10 protein-coding genes and 2 pseudogenes are annotated in these 21,061 nt (G+C 39.2%); 5 read left to right on the forward strand and 7 right to left on the reverse strand.

Translation table 11 applies throughout. The features are described 5' to 3' along the window. The first annotated feature begins 5 nt into the window (after positions 1–5). From ACFO6W_RS16350 to ACFO6W_RS16370, 5 genes and pseudogenes are all read left to right on the forward strand, one after another. The gene (locus ACFO6W_RS16350; RefSeq protein WP_379998360.1) at positions 6–725 is read left to right on the forward strand and encodes a hypothetical protein; all 720 of its coding nucleotides are present in this window, start codon (positions 6–8) and stop codon (positions 723–725) included. 60 nt (positions 726–785) lie between these two features. After that, positions 786–1,082 (forward strand): annotated as a pseudogene (locus tag ACFO6W_RS16355) (RHS repeat domain-containing protein); the annotation flags it as partial. A 785-nt stretch (positions 1,083–1,867) separates the two neighbouring features. Further along, complete coding sequence (locus ACFO6W_RS16360) at positions 1,868–2,371, forward strand: hypothetical protein (RefSeq protein WP_379998362.1); 504 nt, start codon at positions 1,868–1,870, stop codon at positions 2,369–2,371. 202 nt (positions 2,372–2,573) lie between these two features. After that, positions 2,574–3,086 carry a hypothetical protein gene (locus tag ACFO6W_RS16365; RefSeq protein ID WP_379998364.1) on the forward strand — a complete coding sequence of 171 codons (513 nt, stop codon included), beginning with the start codon at positions 2,574–2,576 and terminating at the stop codon, positions 3,084–3,086. Between the two features lie 423 nt (positions 3,087–3,509). Continuing rightward, entirely contained in the window at positions 3,510–4,067 is a 558-nt protein-coding gene (locus ACFO6W_RS16370; RefSeq protein ID WP_379998366.1) for a hypothetical protein, read from the forward strand. Positions 4,068–4,569: 502 nt separating this feature from the next. On the opposite strand, the pseudogene ACFO6W_RS16375 reads toward ACFO6W_RS16370, so the two are convergent. The 7 genes and pseudogenes from ACFO6W_RS16375 to ACFO6W_RS16405 form a co-directional block, all read right to left on the reverse strand. Continuing rightward, positions 4,570–7,532 (reverse strand): annotated as a pseudogene (locus ACFO6W_RS16375) (glycosyl hydrolase family 28-related protein). Between the two features lie 164 nt (positions 7,533–7,696). Then, a complete protein-coding gene (locus ACFO6W_RS16380; protein WP_379998368.1) occupies positions 7,697–8,416 on the reverse strand; it encodes a DUF3823 domain-containing protein in 720 nt (239 codons plus the stop codon). Between the two features lie 44 nt (positions 8,417–8,460). Beyond that, positions 8,461–10,422 carry a RagB/SusD family nutrient uptake outer membrane protein gene (locus tag ACFO6W_RS16385; protein ID WP_379998370.1) on the reverse strand — a complete coding sequence of 654 codons (1,962 nt, stop codon included), beginning with the start codon at positions 10,420–10,422 and terminating at the stop codon, positions 8,461–8,463. 12 nt (positions 10,423–10,434) lie between these two features. Then, complete coding sequence (locus tag ACFO6W_RS16390) at positions 10,435–13,851, reverse strand: TonB-dependent receptor (RefSeq protein ID WP_379998372.1); 3,417 nt, start codon at positions 13,849–13,851, stop codon at positions 10,435–10,437. Positions 13,852–14,072: 221 nt separating this feature from the next. Continuing rightward, a complete protein-coding gene (locus tag ACFO6W_RS16395; RefSeq protein ID WP_379998374.1) occupies positions 14,073–15,035 on the reverse strand; it encodes a FecR family protein in 963 nt (320 codons plus the stop codon). 127 nt (positions 15,036–15,162) lie between these two features. Beyond that, positions 15,163–17,355 carry a family 20 glycosylhydrolase gene (locus ACFO6W_RS16400; protein WP_379998376.1) on the reverse strand — a complete coding sequence of 731 codons (2,193 nt, stop codon included), beginning with the start codon at positions 17,353–17,355 and terminating at the stop codon, positions 15,163–15,165. A gap of 148 nt (positions 17,356–17,503) precedes the next feature. Continuing rightward, positions 17,504–19,903 (reverse strand): glycoside hydrolase family 9 protein, encoded by a 2,400-nt coding sequence (locus ACFO6W_RS16405; RefSeq protein ID WP_379998378.1) that lies wholly within the window; start codon positions 19,901–19,903, stop codon positions 17,504–17,506. Between the last annotated feature and the right edge of the window lie 1,158 nt (positions 19,904–21,061).

Genomic DNA, 21,061 nt, shown 5'->3' on the forward strand with positions numbered 1-21,061 from the left:
CTTATATGAAAAGGATAATTCTATTATGTAATTTTACCATTCTTCTATTATCAGTATATCCGCAAAGTTCAAATTGGATAAATGTAGAATATATAGAAAGAATGAATAATAAACTTCCTTGTGAGTGTGAAGACAGTACCCTTCAGTGTTTCTATATTTCTATTTTGAATAATTGGACATATGAAATAAATAAAATTGTAGCACTAAATTATATTCGACAAACTGAGCCTCATTATTTTAATATTTTAGAGTCTGATTCATTATATTATAAGATAGAAGGTGAAAACCAAAATTGGGAAAAAATAATATTAGAAATACAGATAGAAGGAGATACTTTATTTTTACATGGAGAGAATACTACTTCTAAATTTGTATCATCAAAAACATCCAATAATGAAGTTGAATATTTGTACATAGATAATATTGGCTTATTAAATAAAGCACTTAAACAAAGAAATTATTCTTCGATAGAAGAAATAATAAAAGAGAATAATTTAGGATTTTCATGCAATACTTGGTGGAGCAATGGCCTTAATATCTTATATAAAGATGGCGGTAATAAAGAACTAAAGTTATGGATTTTAGAAGTCCAAAATGGGTATTTATATATTGACAAGATATTGAACCCACTCAGAAGTCCATTTGAACCCATAAAAAGGAAATTAATAATGAAAATGAAATGGGATGATTTATTATCTATGAAAAGTTCTCCTTGTTCGACATAGCGTCTCGGTATTTTTGATTTAAGCACAAGGCTTAGCTTCCGATGGGATTTAAATTCCTACCATTTGGGTAGTAGTTCTTTGATAACTGATTTAGATGGAGAAATTGTTCAGCATATAGAGTATGTGCCTTTCGGGGAAGTGTTTATTGAAGAACGGAATAATACATGGGATACCCCTTATCTGTTCAATGCCAAAGAGTTAGACGAGGAGACGGGGTTGTACTACTATGGGGCACGTTACTATGACCCGAGAATAAGCCTATGGCTGTCTACCGACCCGTTGCAGGAGAAACACCCGAACAAAACCCCTTATCATTATTGTTCTCTGAATCCAGTGAATAGATTTGATCCAAAAGGATTAACAGATTATTTTAATTTGAAAGGTGATAAAGTTAAACAAACTAATGATAATCCTGGATTAAAAAAAGTCGTATTAACTCAAGAGAAAAAAGATATGGATGCAATTAATAGATCCATAGATGAAGGTAATGTTATTACACCTTTTAGCAATGATGAGATGAGTAATATTGATAAAATCTATGAATTTGGAGATAGCGATAAGAAAGGTATTGAGAAAGGCTTTAAAAGGAGTAATGTAGGCCCATCCGTAATCGTTGAAGGTAAAGATGCAGGTAAGATTGTAGGTAAAGATTGGGTAACAGCAACTATGGACTTGGAAAATCGAGGCGGAACTGCATATGCAGACGGGCATCTACATCCATTTGGTTATGATGATTCTGGGAATATTATAAATATAGGAACACCGAGCCCCTCTGGTTCAGACATGCAATCTCAGGGTTCGCAAGGTTATAACTATCCAGAACCATCTTTCATTATGGGATATGTTCAAGAAAGAGATTATAGTAACAGTTTTGGTACGGGTTCGGTATCAAGTGTTGGTGGAGTTTCTGTAAAATATAAAGATGTAAAAACCATAGGTTTTTACAATTCCGAAGGTTCCATTACTACAATTTCTTGGGGATCACTTAAAGATGCAATGAAAAAAATAAATAAAGCAAAATAGAAATTGAGGTTTGTGTCAAAAGTCATTTATTAGTCTTTGAGAATTGGATATTTGAAATTAATCCGAATAAAAGAAGAACTAAAAAAGACTTTTGACACATCCTTTCAAAAAAGTATATAATGAAATATAATATATTGTGTGTGTTTTTCTTTCTACTTGTTATTTCATGCAAAAGTCCGTTTGTTGATTCAAAAATCGGTAATATGGGCACAGGTGATAAGGGCATTATCTTAACTTCAAATACTAATTATAATGAACTGAATTATAATCCAACTGTACAATTATCAAAAGATAAAGAAATATTATTACTGAATAATTACAATATTTACTTGCCAAAAGGTATTGTATCTTACTCTATCAGGAATAACATTCTGTATTTTTACTACTCAAATAATGAAATTATTATCATAAACAGTGGGGAGAAAGAAAAAGAAAGAATAGAGGATGGTTCTTTGAATGATTTTTATATAGATAATGAAGATTTCTACAAGAATGCAGGTAGCCAACCATATATCTATATATCAAGAGAATATTTACGTAAACCTCAGAAAGGTAGAATTACTAAAATATTTAGCAATAACAACATTTTTATTATCTTATACAATATAAAAAAAAATCAGTAGATATGTATAGTTCATACATTAGTTCATTCCAAATAGAATTATAATATGAAACCCTCGTTCAGCGTAGGCTCCATCTGCGTTGGGATTTAAAGCAAGGCTCCGCCTTGATGATGAAAGGATTAATAGTTTATAACATGAATTCGCCCTGTCAGAAATTGGCAGGGCAAATTTTACAAAACAAAATAAAGAAAGGAGGTAAAAAATGGCTTATGATAACCTGCATAATATCACCAGCAAGAAACAGCATATACAGCAACAGGGTATCCAATTTGACGGAATGCTGAAAGCAGGTTATGATCTGACCTATGAGTACAACAGCCAGAAACCACATCAGATAGCCAACCTGAAAGACGAGAATTACCGTACCGAAGGATCAGAAAATCAGGATAAGATTAAGAAAGACCATACCTATCAGTATGATGCCAATGGTAACCTTGTATATGTAAATACCGCAAGGGAGAAACATGATCCTATTATGATAGATTTATCGGTGAAATCTAAGACATACGGTTCAATATTTTATTATTGTCCTAATATTACTTTTTCTTCTAAGCCAGTCCCTATTTATGATTCTCTATTTACATGGATAAAGACTGTAATTGAGTGCTATGAGAAAAATATCTATAATATTTCAGAAGAAGGAAAATTAATGGTTATTGGAGATGAAAATGAAATAACAAAAAAGTATAATAAACCTTATTCTTTTTGGGATTAGGATTTTTAAGTACATTTCTAGTCCTTCGGTTTGCAACCCTTGCTGTTGCACGCTTGTATAGTATGAAATAATGAAAAAGGACGATACTATTTTTATTGGTCCTTTTATATGATCAAAATCTTTGGTTTTTCTTGAAGAATTTTATCCACATAATAAACCACGAGGGGTAATAAACTAAATGCAATACGAAAAAAACAGAAAATATAGAATTCCTGCAACTATTCAGAGAGGTCTTTATCGAGTAACGCAGCAATACATGGAATATGCCGTATCTGTATAATGCCAAAGAGTTGGACGAAGAGACAGGGCTGTATTATTATGAAGCAAGATGTTGGCTCGGTTAAAGTTGGCCAAGTTTTAGGAGGGTGGGTTCTATCTGTAGCTGAGAATGCCGATATAATAAGAATTATAAATCCATAAAATATGAAAATTAGATTTGAGATAGTAACACAATTGTATATAAAAGCATTTTTAAAATCTGATTCTAATCAGATTGAAATTGCTCATAGTGGGGTTTTAAATGATGGATTTCAAAATCTATTAACAAGCCTTTTCCATATTTATCATTTTGTAAATGAAAAACAAGAAAGCTTTTTCCCTTATAATAGTTGTATAAAATGGGAAGATGACTTTATTGAGTATTTATGGTCTATTTCAATGAGTTCTATAGATTCAAGTATTCAGTTTAAAATAATAAAAACATCAACAGGCAATCCTAACTATAAGGAAACTCTTTGGGATAATATGGTTGTATTTAATGATCTTTTTGACAATATCTTTTTGTCATTAGATAATATATATAAGGATTTTGGTCTTATAGGATATAAAAGAATTTGGGAAGTAGGAAACTTCCCAGTATGTGAGTATCTATTGTTAAAAGCAAATAGAGAAAATTATATTCTAAATGAAATGGAAACAAATGAAGAAAATGAATGGAAACATAAAATTCATAGAGAAAATGAATTATTCTTGTTAAAATAAAGTTGATTTAAACTGTCGGAGTTAAAAGCAAGGCATTGCCTTGATGATGATAGTAATAACTTCTAATAAATTCACCCTGTCAGAAAAGTTGGCAGGGTGTATTTACAAAACAAAAAAAGAAAGGAGGTAAACAAATGTCCTATAATTACTTGCATGACATTACAAGCAAGAAACAGCATGTACAGCAACAGAGTATCCTATGAGTATGAAGCCAATGATAACCTTGTATATGTAATACTGAAAGGGAGAAACAGAACTATCAGTAAGGGGAAAGGTATTATAAGCAAGGGAGAAAACTGTATTTTAATTTTCCCCCTCTACATACATATTACAATTAGCCATTTATGGCCGGCATGATGTTCATTACAAACTTTAAAACCAGAACTTACAACATAGTTCTATTACAAATCCAGCAGGACAATACTACAGCAAAAAGTTATATTCAATAGCCCTTTATCTACTGCAAACTAGAACAAAATAAGTTTTTGCCATAACCAAAGTTTTACATATTCACCTTATATAAAGACTTATATGAATTTACAAAAAGGGTCTTTTTATCTCTTGCTCCAAAAGCCATTGTAAGAGGCCTCTCAGGTATATTAATCTGGTTTATCTTATTCCCTTCTTTATCGAAAACCAATATTTGACCATCCGCTACATACAGGTTACCGTTTGCATCTGTTGCCGAACCGAATTCTCCGTTTTCAACGAAGTATTTCATATCCGAAAGGTTACCAGAACTGTCAACAGACATCCTTACCATTCTCCTGTCGTATTCATCGGAAGAATAAAATGGTTTTCCGGGAAAAGCTTCCAGCACACCACAACTACGGGCAAGATCATACTGACAAGGTATAATGGTTACTCCATCAGGTGCGACAAAACATTCTTCAGGCTTATATGTAACCACTGTATTGAAATCGTGAAAATCTCTCCATCTGTTTGACGGATATAGCGCCTTATGTATATTATTTACTGACCCCATAGGGACTTTAGGCAATAGCTTAATTGTTTCTTCCGGATTGTCGGGGTTAACAGAATATACCCATGTACCAAAGCCGGAATTGCCCCAACCACTGAAAGACGTACCACCAGCATCAGGAAGGTCAGCAACAGTTTCCTGCTTACCATCAACCAGATAACCAGGTTGAGGATTATATTTAAATATTACCAGCAGGTTATCCTTCGAATCACATGCTGTAGCTAGTGGCTCCCATGGGAAATCGGCAATCAGAGAAATTGTTTCTGTTTCGGCAGACCATTTATACACACGACGGAGACGTTGTTCACAGAAGTAGATATTTCCCTTGCTGTCACTGCTCATTCCCTGTGCGAATTCAAAACCAGTGGCAAGTTGTTCCACTTTATTACCGGTTTTCTCTTTTTGCTCTTCTCCTGTAATATACAGGCGGTTAAACTCCCAAGGTCGCACCTGTATCCCTGTATTTACATCATATAGTGTCAATCCTGCTGTATATTTTGTCTGGGCATAATTATGCACATTGAGTAATTCCACATCTCTACAGTTCCACGTACGTATAGCATACGGATATACTGTATTGACACGTATAACCTGGAACATATAAAGATTGGAAAAAACCATATCCGAACAGTTTTCCAGTTCGAGCGGCTGGCAGAATTCTCCTTCGCGGCTCTCTTCTTCGAGTTGGAACGCATAGACTTTCCAGTTGGAAACATTCTTAAAGCGTGCTTCATTTCTCACATGATGCTCCAGCGACATAGCATATATCCTTCCTGGTGTGTTGGTATCATTCACATAAAGTCCACTGGTACTGTATGAATTGGCAGTCCATATATCCTTGAATGTACCCCCGCCACTATTGGTAACCCAAAGACTCCAATACTGATTATCCCAGGCATAATCCTTTCCCTGTTCGGCTACAGGGCTAACCGGTGAACTTATTCCCCTCTTCGGCCAAGACCATGGCGCTTCCGTCCCACGTGACATACTACCATGTCCACCGATGAATTTAACATCATTCATATAAGAGCCCGCACCTGCCATCCATTTGCAACCTACAGCACGGTAATTATAACCTCCTGTATTTAACCCTATACCATTTACAATATTTTTACCTCCTGAAGGTGTCTCCAATAAAGGCTTCGGCGCTCCGAATCCACTGAAGGCAGGTGTACTTTCTTTCAGTATCAGTTGTGTAGCCACCGGATTAAGTCCTATCAGATTTGTAGTCTCTTTTAATACAAGAGATTCTGATATAATATACCAGCCCTGCGGAACATATATATTCTGATTTTTAGCGATTGCATCGAGAAAAACCTGTGTATCATCTGTTACGCCGTCCCCTTTTGCCCCCAAATCTTTGATACTTATCCAGTTTGAGACATCAGGCAATGCAGGAATATCCTTTTCTATACCAGGTATCTGCTGAACAGGTACAATGTCACTTATTGTTTTCATTTCAGGATTAGCCGACATATTATCCATATCCAGCCCATGGCGGTAATTTTTTACCTGATAAAGATTTCCCTGACCTAAAGTCTGCTTCCCGCTTCTGCGATAATGAGCGAGAACCGGAACATTTTTACAGAATACATTCCGTAAGGTTATCTGGTTTACTGCATTATTTTCATTGCTGATTATAATAGCCTTATCTTTTACATTCTCAAAGATACAGTCTTCCATAAAGAGCTTTTCCATGTAGTTTTCATCAATATCGATAACAACAGGAACACTCTTTGCAGTAAGCCTTACGATGGTTAGTCCTGCCTCCTGTGTGCGAATAGCGGCTTTACGCTGTCCTTCAAAGTAGGTGTCCACCATCATCATCTGCCACCCGGGAGAGGCTTTACGGGTCATAATACCATAATCGCCACCAAAGAAGCGTACATTCTCCATTTCATTACCTACATCGTGTATGCCTGCCTTACCCTTTCCTATATGAATATCCACATGTGATATAAAGCTATGCTGGGCATAATGTGTACGCAACCCTACTGCAGATGGATTTCCATCTTCTATCCGCAGGTTTATATTGGAAAAAGCACTGTAGAAAGTTCCGGCATTGGCGTCGTGAGGAACCTTTCCCTCTTCCACCAATCCTCCGGTAAACCAGAACATGTATTTTACTTTTTCGTCCTTAAAACCCAAAGAATTTCCGGCAAGAATAAATTCGGGACGATTCGTTCCATATCCAATCAGGCGGACAGCTCCCGGGATATAGATTGTTTTGCTTATCCTGTATGTTCCTTCGGGAATAAAAAGAATGCCGAAGTTCTTCTCTCTCTTAATCTGATTAATAACTTTTTGCAGGGCATCGGACACATCCGACTTTCCATCTGCCTTTATCTGATAATTTTCAGGAGTAAAATAGAAAGCTTCTGGACATTGGGTTTCTGGGAATATATAGAATTAGGCTGTACCGCGAAAAGCTGTGTACATACTACTCCTAATAGTATTAAAAAAATGATTTTCAGTTTCTTCATGATTTTATTTTTAAACTTAAAAATTTGACTTATCGAAGCAGTGCTTCGTTAGTAAAAAATATTTTTCAACTAAATATCTGTTCAGCACTACTGCGGAAAATATTAATTGTATGGTAAAAAAAGACGTCCTGTATGATGGCAGAACGTCTTCTTCTGCTATGCGCTTAGAACATTATGACTTCTAGCGGAGAGTAGTTATGCCGTACAGTCCCAACACCGGATACTTCACCCAGCGCACCTATACGAAAATAGTAATTTTTTCCTGTATACTTGAAAGAATTGGCATTTTCCGCCAAGTCAATCGTCAAAGTATAAGCCTTTGAAGAATTAATTATTTCACTTGGAGAAATTACAGCCTTATCACTACCGCCACTTAAAGAATACTTTACACTATTTCCCACCCATTGATCTGAGAATGCGAACAATTGGACTTCCTTCACTTTTACTTCCGGATTACCTGCTTCAAGGGAGAACGTGGCTGTGACGGTATTACCGTTTTTCATGATTTTCGGATTTCTTATGCGAATATATGGGGTTACCTGAAAATCATATGTATTATTCCCTTTTTTCACTACAAAATTATCTATCCTGAAAGGGTAAAAGTTACAGTTTTCAAACCTTACATCATACGTCGCGGCAAAGATCAGGTTATCACGATATTCTCCAGTATTCATGATATACCAGTACTGGTCTTGCGGATTGGTAAAACCCTGTTCCCGTACAATAATAGAGTTGCCATTTTCGATATCAGTACCTACGGGCTCTCCTGTTTTTTCATCAAGGAACTGGCCGTGAATAGAAGCATCCGGCCCGTCGTAATTGTCTATTTCACAAGAAACGAATGTGAACAGACAGCAAGAAATGAATATAAATATTTTTTTCATAAACTGAATAATTTTATTAACTGAATAACTTATTGTCTTAAACATTACGGATTCGGTACCAGACCGTTGGTTGCTATTCCTGGTATATCAGTATAATAACTTCCCGGTTGAAACGTACGACCGTTGTTTTGTTCATCCTTGTGAAAGTATGCCCTTACAAAAATATACTTAGGAGTACTTTCCCGGAGATCGACCATTGGAACCAGCACAGTACGGCTTGTAGCATTAAAGAGTTTATGAAACTCTCTGCGGCGTACCAAATCCCAATAGCGATGACCTTCGAATGCCATCTCCACGCGACGTTCTTTCAGCACATTATCCAGTGTCAAAGGTATATTATCCGTATGTGCAGCCCTATGGCGCAAATCATTGATATATCTTGCGGCAATAGTCACATCTCCTTTTCCACTCTCTACAACAGCCTCTGCATAATTCAGATAAAACTCTGCCAAACGCATATCAATATAAGAAGTAGTAGATCCCATATCCGCACTTGGCACAGTACCCTCCTGCATATACTTACGGATAGAGAAGCCAGTAGTAGAATAGTTAGAATCTTCCGAACCACCTAACGCGGCGAACCCAGAATACTGGGTAGCTCCTTCCGCTCCATAACCGAAATAAATCTTTCCATCTTTACCCTGAGCCTGGTCATTCGCATAAACAGCATAATTACCGTCTTGTTTCACAATACCTCCTTGCAGAATAATTTTCGTACCGGCATAATTGGTACCTGGGACAATGATACTTGCGAGCAAACGGGCATCCTTATCTTTAAATGGTTCGTACAAGTCGTTATATTTTTTGTATGGAACTGACAGATTAAGCGCATTTGGTGTATTTATTCCGGAAACAATAACTTCATTGCCATCGGTACGGGTTACAATCTTCGCGCTCATTCCCGTTCCGTCATCCGTATAGTTTTCGTATAGATCCACCATATTTAGAGTAGGGTTAAAACGCCCGAAACGAATAGACCCTCCCGTATTCACCTGAGCAAGAATATAGTTCCGGTCATAATTATGTCCCTGGTTCGAATAAATAGTACCATCCAAATATGCTTTACCGAAAATTACTTCGTCGTTACTGAAGTTAAGGAATAATTGTCGGTAATTATTAACTGCTTCTTCCGGTGAAGTAGGATTCGGCTTATACAGAGATTTACCGGATAGAGTTATAATGGCTTCTGAAGCAGAGATACACTCCTGATAGAAAAAATCAGCATCGGATACACTCATACCACCCACCAGTTTCTGAGTAACAGCATCTCCTGTTAACGGTGCATTATTCCAATATTTCGCCACTGATGCGGCAAAAAGTGCGACTCTTGATTTCAATCCGTATGCCGCCCATTTGGAAGCGCGGAAAATACCATCGTCTTTAGTAACCGTTTCCGGCAAGTGAGCAATAGCCTGATCACATTCATTCAGAACAAATTTCCATGTGTCCAACTCAGTACTACGCGGTATAAAAAGTTTGGATGCGTCACCAGGTGTATAATCCCCATCCTGTGCATGGTCTATCAGAGGTACGCCTCCGAAACGTTTTGCTAGTCCGAAGTAGATATAAGCACGTATAAAATGGGCCTCACTGGTCAGACGTTCCGCTTCATCTACTGTAATGGAATTGCTATTCTTTGCTATCGCAATGTTATCTAAAAATAAATTTACCTGACGGATATCACCGTAAGGCCAATAGGTGAATCCTTCTGGACCTATACCCTGATCCCCGTCGCTACGGGTAGCTTCATCCGTGTACATTGCAATATTAGTTGTTCCGTTAACACCATTATAGTTATGCAGATTAAAGCCTTCGTTCGGACGATATGAAAAGTCTTCCATTGGTATCAAGGTATATATATTGGCAAGGAGCGCCTTCAACCCGCCCGGAGTCTGTGTCAACTGGTCCCCCGATACTTTATCAAGCGGTTTTAGTTCTAAAAAATCGTTGCAAGCGGACAGTCCTATCATTGCACATAGCAATCCTGTTATAATATGCTTTTTCATGATTCTACTGTATTAAAAGTTAATGTTTAGTCCAAAATTGTATGCTCTCATCAATGGATAAGCCAAGCTGGCAGACCAAGCTGCCTCTTCCCGTTCAGGATCAGCATTTTTCAATTGACGGTTACAAAATGTAAGCAGGTTAGAACCGTTGACGAACAACCGCACACTACCAACACCCATTTTTTGGGTCAACGATTTAGATAAAGTATATCCTATTTCCAAACTCTTCAGACGAAGATAAGTAGCATCCGGATTCCAGACGTCAATGCCGTAAGCCCAATAGTTACCGCTTTCCGTAGTTCCGCCGCTACTTTTGCGAAGCGCCGGATAGAAACCAGATACCCACTTCGTTGTAGGATTATAAGGATCATCTGTCGGATTGACTGTATGCCAGCGGTCCATATATTTGGCAATCAGAGTCGGATTAGTCTTATCCAGATAACCCCATACGTCATCGTTGGGATAAGATATGGAGAAAAGGGAAGCACCCTGAAAAAGCATGTTGACATCAAAATTTTTATAAGAGCCTGCCAACACCAAACCGTATTGGAGAGGCGGATTCAATGAACCGGTGCTGGTTGAATTACCCCAAAATTCCATAACAAGGTCACTCATATCTCCCCAACGGCTTATGATCCCATTACCGTTCAGGTCTACTAGCTTATAACTACCCGGCAGCATCATAGAGTTGCCTTGACTTCCACCCATCAAAGGTGCAGTTTCATATTGTTCGATAGATGTATATTGACCATTGTATTTGTACATAGATATCCCTCCCTGAAGCCGGTTCTCCTGGCCATTCAGCCACCTGTCCATGGAACTTGAGAATTCACCACGCTCCTGGTGTAACGTCTTCACACGGGCATATGTAAGATTGGCAGATACTTGATATTCGAAGTCTTTTCCTATCTTGCCTCTTGTTCCTAATGACACCTCAAACCCCATATTCATATTGGAATTGATGTTTTCCTGCGGGAAATCCGCACCGAACGTATTAGGAATAGTCTGGATACGGCTGCCGAGTAATCCATCATTTTTACGCTGAAAGAATTCAACCGTACCATTCAGTTTGCCATTCCAAAAATCAAAATCAAGACCTATATTACTTATTTTAGAAGTGATCCATGACAATTGGTCTGATTGCATACCCGGAGCTTTCATACCTACCACTTGGCTGTTGCCATCAAATACATAGCCCAAAGACGAAGCCGTATATGCAGAAATGTATTGGAATGCGTCACCCGTATCTGTCCCGCTTTCTCCATATGAGGCTCGAAGTTTCAGGTTGGTAATGAGAGGAACATTTTCCTTGATGAATTTTTCCTCGGAAATACGCCAGCCCACACTAACGGATGGAAAGAAAGCCCAACGTTTGGCCGGAGCGTAACGATATGACCCATCATATCTGCCGACTGCTTCCAGCAGATACCTGCCGGCATAGTCATAATTTGCACGCATCAGATAGGCTGCCCTACGCGTATAGTTACGGTAACCGCTATTGGAAGCCGTACTTGCGCTGGCCTGGTTCAATATATCGTTAGTGAATAGTTCGGTGTATTGACGGGCGCCGTTCAATTCGTCGTAACGGGTGCTTGACAGTTCTACAACGCCAAGAAGATTTATATTATGCTCGCCGAAAGAACGCAAATAGTTGGCCTGTCCACGACCATAAACTTTCTGAAAGATTCCCATTGTATTGGAATAATTATCACTGCCATATTTACCGGAAGGTGCGTCTGTAAAATAATCATACAATGGATAAGATTTCTGTAAGGTGGAATTATTACGGTTATTCCCGTCAAATGATCCCAGAATACCTACAATCAAACCATCTGCAAATGGCACTTTCCAACTTAGTTCTACATCTGCAGAATAAGTCAAACCTTTGCCACGACGGTAGCCGTCCTGTTCAGGATCAACAAGAGCATAAGGGTTTTTGCCTTCCGGGCCGATATTAGAGAGGTGTGTCGGATTATCCATGGTGTGCCAGCCGATACCCCGGTCGTTTACAACCAAAGTCTTGTAAGTCCACAAAAAATCTTCACGGGGTCTTTGGGTCTCGTCCATGCGACCGGATATATCAATATTCAGTGTTATACCTTTTACTATCTCTGTGGTCAGGTTACTACGCAGATTGTATCGTTTGTAGTATTGAATACCACTTTTCAGTAAACCATTATCTTCCGTATACCCGAAGCTTGCGAAATATTTTGTCTTCTCTGAACCACCCCTCACTGAAATAGTATGATTCTGCTGGAATGCTAAATTATTCATGAACATGTTAAGCCAGTCATTATCCGTATAACCCGGTGCACCAGTTCTATATTTTTCAAGGACATCATTGCTATAGGCGGCAGGCTGTTGACCATTACGAGCCATTTCGTTGGCTATCAGACGATAAGTATAGGCATCTACCGTAGATTCCATTCCAGTAGCGTTCTTCAGACCAAAAAGGCCTGAATAAGAAATCCGGGGCTTCTCGGCAACACCCTTTTTAGTAGTGACAAGAATGACACCATTGGCCGCACCCATCCCATAAATGGAAGCAGAAGCGTCTTTTAAAACTGATATGCTTTCAATGTCATCAGCATTCAACTGGGCAAGTTCTGAAGTACCACCGTCACGGGTCACACCATCGATAACAACTAAGGGGTCGCCATATCCGCGAATGCTGACCATGTTGTCAAAAGTCCCCGGCTCACCAGTTTTTTGACGGATGAGCAAGCCTGGAATCTTTCCCTGAACATTTGTAATCAGATTTTCGGTTTTTGTAGTCATAATTTCGTCAGAATTGATAGCCGTCACAGCTCCTGTCAGTGATTGTTTCTTCTGTACGCCGTAACCGACAACAACAATTTCGTCCAGATCACTGGAATCACCGACTAACACGACGGATATATCATTTCTGTTGCCTACTACTATTTCCTGATTTTTAAAACCGACATAAGAGAAAACTAACACTGTATTCTCTCCGGATATTTGAATTGTAAATTTGCCGTCTATATCTGTTATTGTACCAGTGGCCGTATCTTTGATTCGTATACTAACCCCGATCAGAGGTTCTCCTGATTCATCGGTTACGGTTCCTGTAATATGCTTTCCATCCTGCTGTATCTGCAATACTTTTTCAACTTTCATCAGCATAATGTTGTTGCCCGTCATTGCATATACAATATCCGTATTGTTGAAGATATTAGAAAGTACATTTGCCACCAACTGGTTTTTGGCACTTACAGTTACCAGCTGATTCATATTAACTTCACTCTTGTTGTAAACAAACAGATAGTCCGTCTGATTTTCGATTTCATTGATAACCTCCCTGAGAGTTCCGCTCTGTTTCTGGATGTTTACTCGTGCAATTTGTGAATGCGCTCCCTCCGCAAATATCGCTGTTGTGAAAATAAATAAAAAGAGAAAACTGATTTTCATAATTCGTAGTCCTCGTTTTAAATGTGTTTGGAAGTAATTAGATTCCGGATACAATTTTTTTTTCATACTTTTGTATATCTAAGGTTAGTACTAAGATTAATTTATCACTAGTCTGGTATTGGTCTTTATGCCCGGGGAATGTTACAGCATTTTCCGGGCACTTGTTTTTCTTTTGGTTATTTCATAGGCATATTAGGTTTTAAGGTTTTTAGTCGTTTTTCTTATAAAATACTAATAATGTTGGCAGAATCATCCCGTGTGTATTTGAACATATGCTTCAGTTGCAAAACCTTCAGCACTTGCTCTACACCATCTTTAGTCCTGAATTTCCCTGAATATCTGTGCGTAATTATGGACTTATTCTGCACATCAATCTTAATATCGAAATATAGTTCCAGCTTTTTCATTATTTCGAGTACCGTTTCATTATCAAAATAAATAATACCATCTTTCCATAGTAGAAAATTCTTATCAATGAGCGGAGCGGTCTTCAACTTTCCATTTTCAGTATAGGCAATGTTATCAGGTGAAAGTACACATGATGACTTTTCATCATGTGATTTCACCTCTACCGAACCTTCCAGCAAGGATGTTTCAAACAGCTCCGAGCCTTTGTAAGCTATGACATTAAATTCAGGACCTAATACCTTAATGTTATAATTATCCGTCCTTACGGTGAAAGGTCTTTTTTCATCTTTTTCCACTTCAAAATAGGCTTCCCCATCCAGATATACATCTCTGTGATCAGGGTCAAATTTCTCAGGATAGATAAACCTTGTCCTGGCATTCAACCATACCTTGGTTCCATCTGTAAGCGTAATTTCAGCTCTTTGCCCCGGAGGAACAAATACTGTATTTCTAGCAGTTTCTGTTCTTACAGCTTCCGGTGCACCAAAATAGGTAAGGAAAATATAACAGCCCAATACAGCAATGAGGAATACCGCTGCATAGCGGGAAAGAATTATAAGTTGCCTTTTTATACTTCTTTTTTTAAGCTGAATTCCGGAAAGAATATTATAATTCTCTCCATACCTATTCCAAAGAAATGCATCGTATATCTTGTGAAGAGTTTTATACTCATTCATATTTTCAGGTGATTCTTCCAGCCAGCTGACAACTGTTTCACATTCATCATCTGTCAGGTAATTTCCTTCTATATATTTCTTTAACAACTCTTTATGCATTATTTTATCTTTAGCCTTACATATATAAAATGAATCAAAAAGAAATAACCCTAAATTTTAAAACGAAATCAGGTTTACAAACCTGTTACTGTTCAGAACTATTATTATATATCACTTCATGGGTCGGCTACCATATTACAATCTCGTCGGTGAAAATGAATATATGACCATTATCTTCTTTGGCTTTCAGCCGGATATAGCGGGCCTTCCAATTACCGGTGAAAGTATAATCTTTAAAAGTCAGTTTCTTTTCATCACGGGATACGGTGGACGGAATAATTCCCTGCGATAGGAAGTTCTCACCGTCGGTCGATGTTAGAAGTTCTACCTGCTGTGGTTGGAATACAGAAGGACCGGTCAATTGTAAAAAACGTGAGGATACTCTATGGATATCTGTCGTTTCTCCCATATCTATTATACAATCCAGCGAACTGGTATAGCCTTGCCATCTGTCATCATAATAAGTCCATCCTCCCCGGTAACCATCGAGCAGCGCATTTATTCCTCCGGCCATATATCTGGAAGATAACTCATTATTGTAACGGATCGGTTTGTTGATACCCCGGTGATAGTCGATTCGTTTTTCAGATATCTTTCCTCCCTGAATCTTCCCATCCTTGAATATGGCTGCTTTGATGACTGCCGAATCTTTCACGATTACCGGATATTTGTACAGGGAAGACGATGCTGTAGGAATAGAGCCATCGGTAGTATAATGTATTTCTGCAGGGTCTTTTTCAGCATCCAGCATAACAGCAATCTGCTTATTTATAGTATCTACCTGCATGGCAATATCTATATCGCAGGAAAGTGGAAACGCATTTATCCCCATTCCCAGAAGTACCGGAATATGCGCATTCATACGAGGTTTAAAATCTTCCCACGAACGTGTTTCCTGTGGCGACCAAGCTACTTCGGACAAGGCCAGCGCGCGGGGAAATATCATATATTCGGCATGTTCGGTGGTTGGGATGTATTCTGTCCATGTATTTGCCTGCACGCCTATGATGTGTTTACGTTCGGCTTCGGTAAGCGAGTCTGCCAATACCGGATTATAACTGTACACACGTTTGGGCGGGGTATATCCGCCGATTGCGGAATAAGGTTCTGCCCTGGGGTCGGCTACATAGAAATCGAAGTATAAATAATTCTGAGGCGTCATTACAGCATCGTGTCCCAGCCGTGCCGCTTTTATCCCGCCCTTCTCATCCTGCCATGACATAACAGTGGCATCAGGAGCTATACCTCCCTCCAGAATCTCGTCCCAGCCAATCAGTTTGCGTCCTTTTGAATGAAGGAAATTCTCTATACGCCGGATCATATAACTCTGCAGTTCGTCCACATCCTGCAACCCTTCCTCTTTCATTCGTTTCAGGCATTTCGGGCAGGTCTTCCACGCGCGTTTAGATGCCTCGTCACCACCGATATGGATATATTCCGAAGGGAACAGCTCTATAACCTCCGCCAGTACATTTTCAATGAATATAAAAGAGTCCTCATTGCCAATACAGTAATCTCCGTCCTTATAGGCTTCGCCGGAACAACACAGTTCAGGATAAGCGACAAATACTTCCGAAGAATGCCCCGGCATCTCAATTTCAGGGATAATCGTTATATGCCTTGCCTGTGCATATGCTACTACTTCACGGATATCTTCTTTTGTGTAATATCCTCCATATGCGCCAGGTGTTCCTTCGTCGACAAACTTATGCCCGGTTTCTTCCCATTTCATAAAATCAGGGGCATTACGAAAAGCTGTCTTAGCGGTTAATTTCGGATACTTATCTATCAGGATACGCCATCCGGCGCCATCGGTAAGATGCCAATGAAATCGGTTAAGCTTATAAAAGGCCATTGCGTCAAGCATTTTCATCACAAACTCTTTCGGGAAGAAATTTCTCGATACATCCAGATGAAGCCCCCTATATGGGAAACGCGGTGCGTCTTCTATGCATATATACGGAATACCTTCAGGTGTAAGTAGCTGTCGCAACGTCTGTTGGCCGTAAAATAAACCTGCTTCGGTTCCCGCTTTGACGGTTATACCCTTCTCATTAACATCCAATCTATACCCTTCCGGTTTATCTTTATCGAATAGTTCGTCAATAATATAACGCACCTTTTCGGATTGACCCGGTTCCGCTATCTTATTTATCTTGTAGAATTTATTCCCTGTTGTCATATGTACAGGACGAGGTATAACATTCACCTGATTTATCTTTTGGGAATAAGAGTAAGAGACTGAAAGAAATAAGGCAGAAGCAATGATTACTACAGTCTTTTTGGGGAGCATTTTGAATAAAGACATTATATTTTTCATTTTCTTAGAATTATAATTAAGGTATGGATCGTATTTATTACATTCTATATCAACTATACAGGGACTATCATTTAAATAGTAGTCAAGAAGTCATGACCGGAAATGAATCTTTGGCCCTAACAAGTTGTGAATCGCACTTTTTTCTTTCCTATTCCTTAAACAATTCGGCCACCAGCCATAGTACACGGGCGGTAGTATGCGTCCATATTTCTTTGTAGGTGCAATTATTTTGGGTTGGGAAATAGGGTTCGTCATCGTTCTCGAAAGTTTCTATGCCTACAGGTACAGCACCGACAACATCACCGGCATATGCTCCGTAAAGCGGATGGTAGTCGTAACCATCACCGTATATCGTGCTGGCGGCATAGGGATTGAAGCCGATAATGTATTCCAGTTGACGGGTAGCGATATACTTCAGTTCAGTATCATTCAGCAGGCGAGCCAGAATAAAAGCGGCTTTGGCCTTACCCATATGAACTGCATGGAAACCCCTGAACTGGTAGGCTACAGGGAAACGGCGCAGGTAATACGTTTTGGATAGCCTGATACCATTTTTTACCTGCGCATTGTATTCTTCCAGCGAGGGCAAACCTACCTGTTCCCCTTCGTGATAAAGGTTAGAGTAGTCTGTATTGTCCACCTCGTATACTGCGCCTGGCAGGATTCCGTAAGGTGTCATCACTTCGACTATGTCATGCAGGTAGTCCGCGTATGCCTGGCAAGAAGATTTCCACTGTGCAGCATCCTTGTGATTGGGAACATCAGTAAGTAGCATAGACAGTCCCTGTACGGGCAGATGCTCTTTACTCTGATGGTAATAGGCCTGGATACGTTTCTTATCTGCCGTTTCATAGAAGAAGCCATGAAGCGGCATCGTCCAGTCCTTACGGCGTTCCAACTGCTGGCAATTCATTACCGTGCGTGCAAAACCGGCCGCATAATCGATATAAGACTGCTTACCTGTGAGACGATACATATACATGGAAACAGTCATTGCCAGAGCGGATAACTCCATACTATTGTTTACAGGTTGACCGGTATTGATTATATCCATAGCAAACTCAAAATCCTCTACTGCACAATTGCGGCACCAACGGGCAAATACAGGGTCCGATGTATCATAGAATGGGGCAGCCAATGCACAATAGTAGGCGCCCATCAGATTATCCGATGGAGAATTACGGGCAATAGCTTCCATATCATCCTTGTCTCCCCGTATATTTTTCGTATGGATACCTATAATCAGCCCTCCTTGCCGATAACCGTCGCCAAATCGGGTGCGCATCACCCAGTTCAGTCCCCATCGGGCTTCTTCAAGTAAACGTTCGTACAATACCTGATCCTTTCCTTTCACAGCGGCAGCCATTTCCAGCATGGCAATACCACCTTCAGCTGTATTGCCGATACCTTGCGTCATGTCAGCTGCATCGTGCCAACCACCGGCCACGCTGATACTGCGTCCGTCGGGATGCATACAAAGCACGTCCAGATGGCATTCCTGATGGATACCCGGCTGATCGTAGCCGCAACGTTCAGCATAAAAAAAGTTGAGCGTACGCCATGCGGTCGCCAGATAAGCGTCATCGCCGATAGCAAAGGGTTTGGATGTAATATTACCAATAGAAACCGTATATTGTCCACGCTGCTCAAAGTCACTGAAATCCAGCAGTACAAAGCCGTTTTCCATCGCCTTGCCCCTGCTTTCATAGACTACGGCGCCGGTAGCTTCGTCATGAAGCCTGAATGAAACGTCTTTTACATTCTGTACCAATGCCTGCTTGCGTGCGCCGTGCTTATAACCGCTGTGGCTATATGCGATGGCATTCTTACGCAGAGTGAAGCCACGTGTATTTTCAGGTTCTACCTTTTCCAGACGCATATCGTCTATATACAAGCTCATCTGTTCGCTTGCGCCAGCAGGAGCACCTGTCATCATAATATTAACCGAAAGTCCGGTTACCTTGTCACGATACAGATCTGGTATCTCCCATACGATCCGTTGCCATTTGTTTGGATAAACGGTTTCAAAATGCTGTCCTTCAAAACGTCCCGGTACTGGCATTATTTTCACGCCTTCGTTGTAAAGCGTAAATCCGGTAAAAGCAAGGTAAATGCCCGGAGCATCAACGTAAACCCAAACAGAAAAGCGGTTATAATCATGCAGATCTTCATTATCTAGTGGCCGGATAATTTCCGGCATTCCATAATTACGGTTACTTGGATTCTTCACGTCCAACGATACGGGAGTATCCAGACGAATGCTCCCTTTGCCGGAAACGGTCATCTCGCGATCAACCTGTATTGTGCCGGGGCCTTTATGTCTAAGAGACTCGAAATCATCTGCCAGTGGCAGTATCCGCGAAGAAATCACTTCTTTACCATACCAGCGGGTAAGGGCGGCATTGGACGGATCGGCCTTAAATGTAGAACGAAGATTCCGGCTTTCTTCCAGTTGTTTTGCCAATCCCACATCTGGTATATATTGGCATTGTGCGGATACAGTCATAGAGATAAATATGGAAAAAGCGATGAAAATGAATGGACGCATAGTAGATATAGATTTAAGTTCGTAAAAAAGGCTGAAAGCAATGTTTAAAATAGCCTTACATATATAAAACGATTCATAAAGAAATAACCCTAAATAAAATTTTGTTTTTATTTAGGGTTATCATCTTATAGAGAAAGTTCCATTATTTCTGCTTAAACCTGACTTTTTATTTATATCTGTATCTGAAGCTACAATAAGATCTTTAAAATCTCCATTTTCGGCTACTCATCCACCTTTCCGAACATCGAAAAAACTTAATGTTATTTTATAGATAGAGAAACACAGTGCCTATATGTTTAATAAGCTGTGCATAGGTAGATGCATTTCTTTGTCAGTTACTTCTCATGAAGGTTCAGCCAATAGGATGAAAAACCTCATATTTAAAACATCGTTTATAAGCATAAAATTTTAGATTGAATATTGATAATCAGACCTAAGTCCAGTTTTTATGCTGAATGAAAATAGATATCTCTGTATCTATTTAGGTATTTTAAATTCGCATGGTACATTTGTGAAGCAAAGTCCGCATCCTGAGCCGATTTTTTATACTCCCTCCATGTTCTACTGCATACTTTTTTGATTCTTCTCCATACACATGGATACGGCATTTAATCTTGTAGTGTCCGCTTGTAGTGATAGCTCCTACCGGGCATCTTTTGACACATGCTCTGCAAGTTCCTTTTCTACAAAACAGACAGTTATCAGTAATAGATTTTGCATTTCTGCTATCCGGTTCAAGTTTTAATTCTGTTATCACTGATACAAGATTTATTGCCATTCCTATTTTCAGTGATAAAACCATCGTTAAGGCTAAATGTACCGAGACCAGCTAAGTATGAAATATGTCTTTCCGACCAATTTATCACTCCGACTATTTGGGAAGTAGTTCTTTGATGATCGTAAAAAGATTTTCTCTTAAAGAATTTGTTACTGTTTTTTTAAATATTCTAAATATTTAGCGTCTAAAGAATCTCAAGATATTTTCGGATACAGTTTTACACTCTTTATCAATAATTCCTTTTGCATAAGAGAAAACCTAGTCATCAACGATATTGTAATATGGTCTATAAGGCTTCCTGTAGATTGTAATTGGTTGAAATTCAGTGCTGATTTTTAATGAATCAACATGAATTTTCAATAAAAATATTTGTTATTCTT

It is taken from the genome of Dysgonomonas termitidis (assembly GCF_042654545.1).
GTDB lineage: Bacteria > Bacteroidota > Bacteroidia > Bacteroidales > Dysgonomonadaceae > Dysgonomonas > Dysgonomonas termitidis.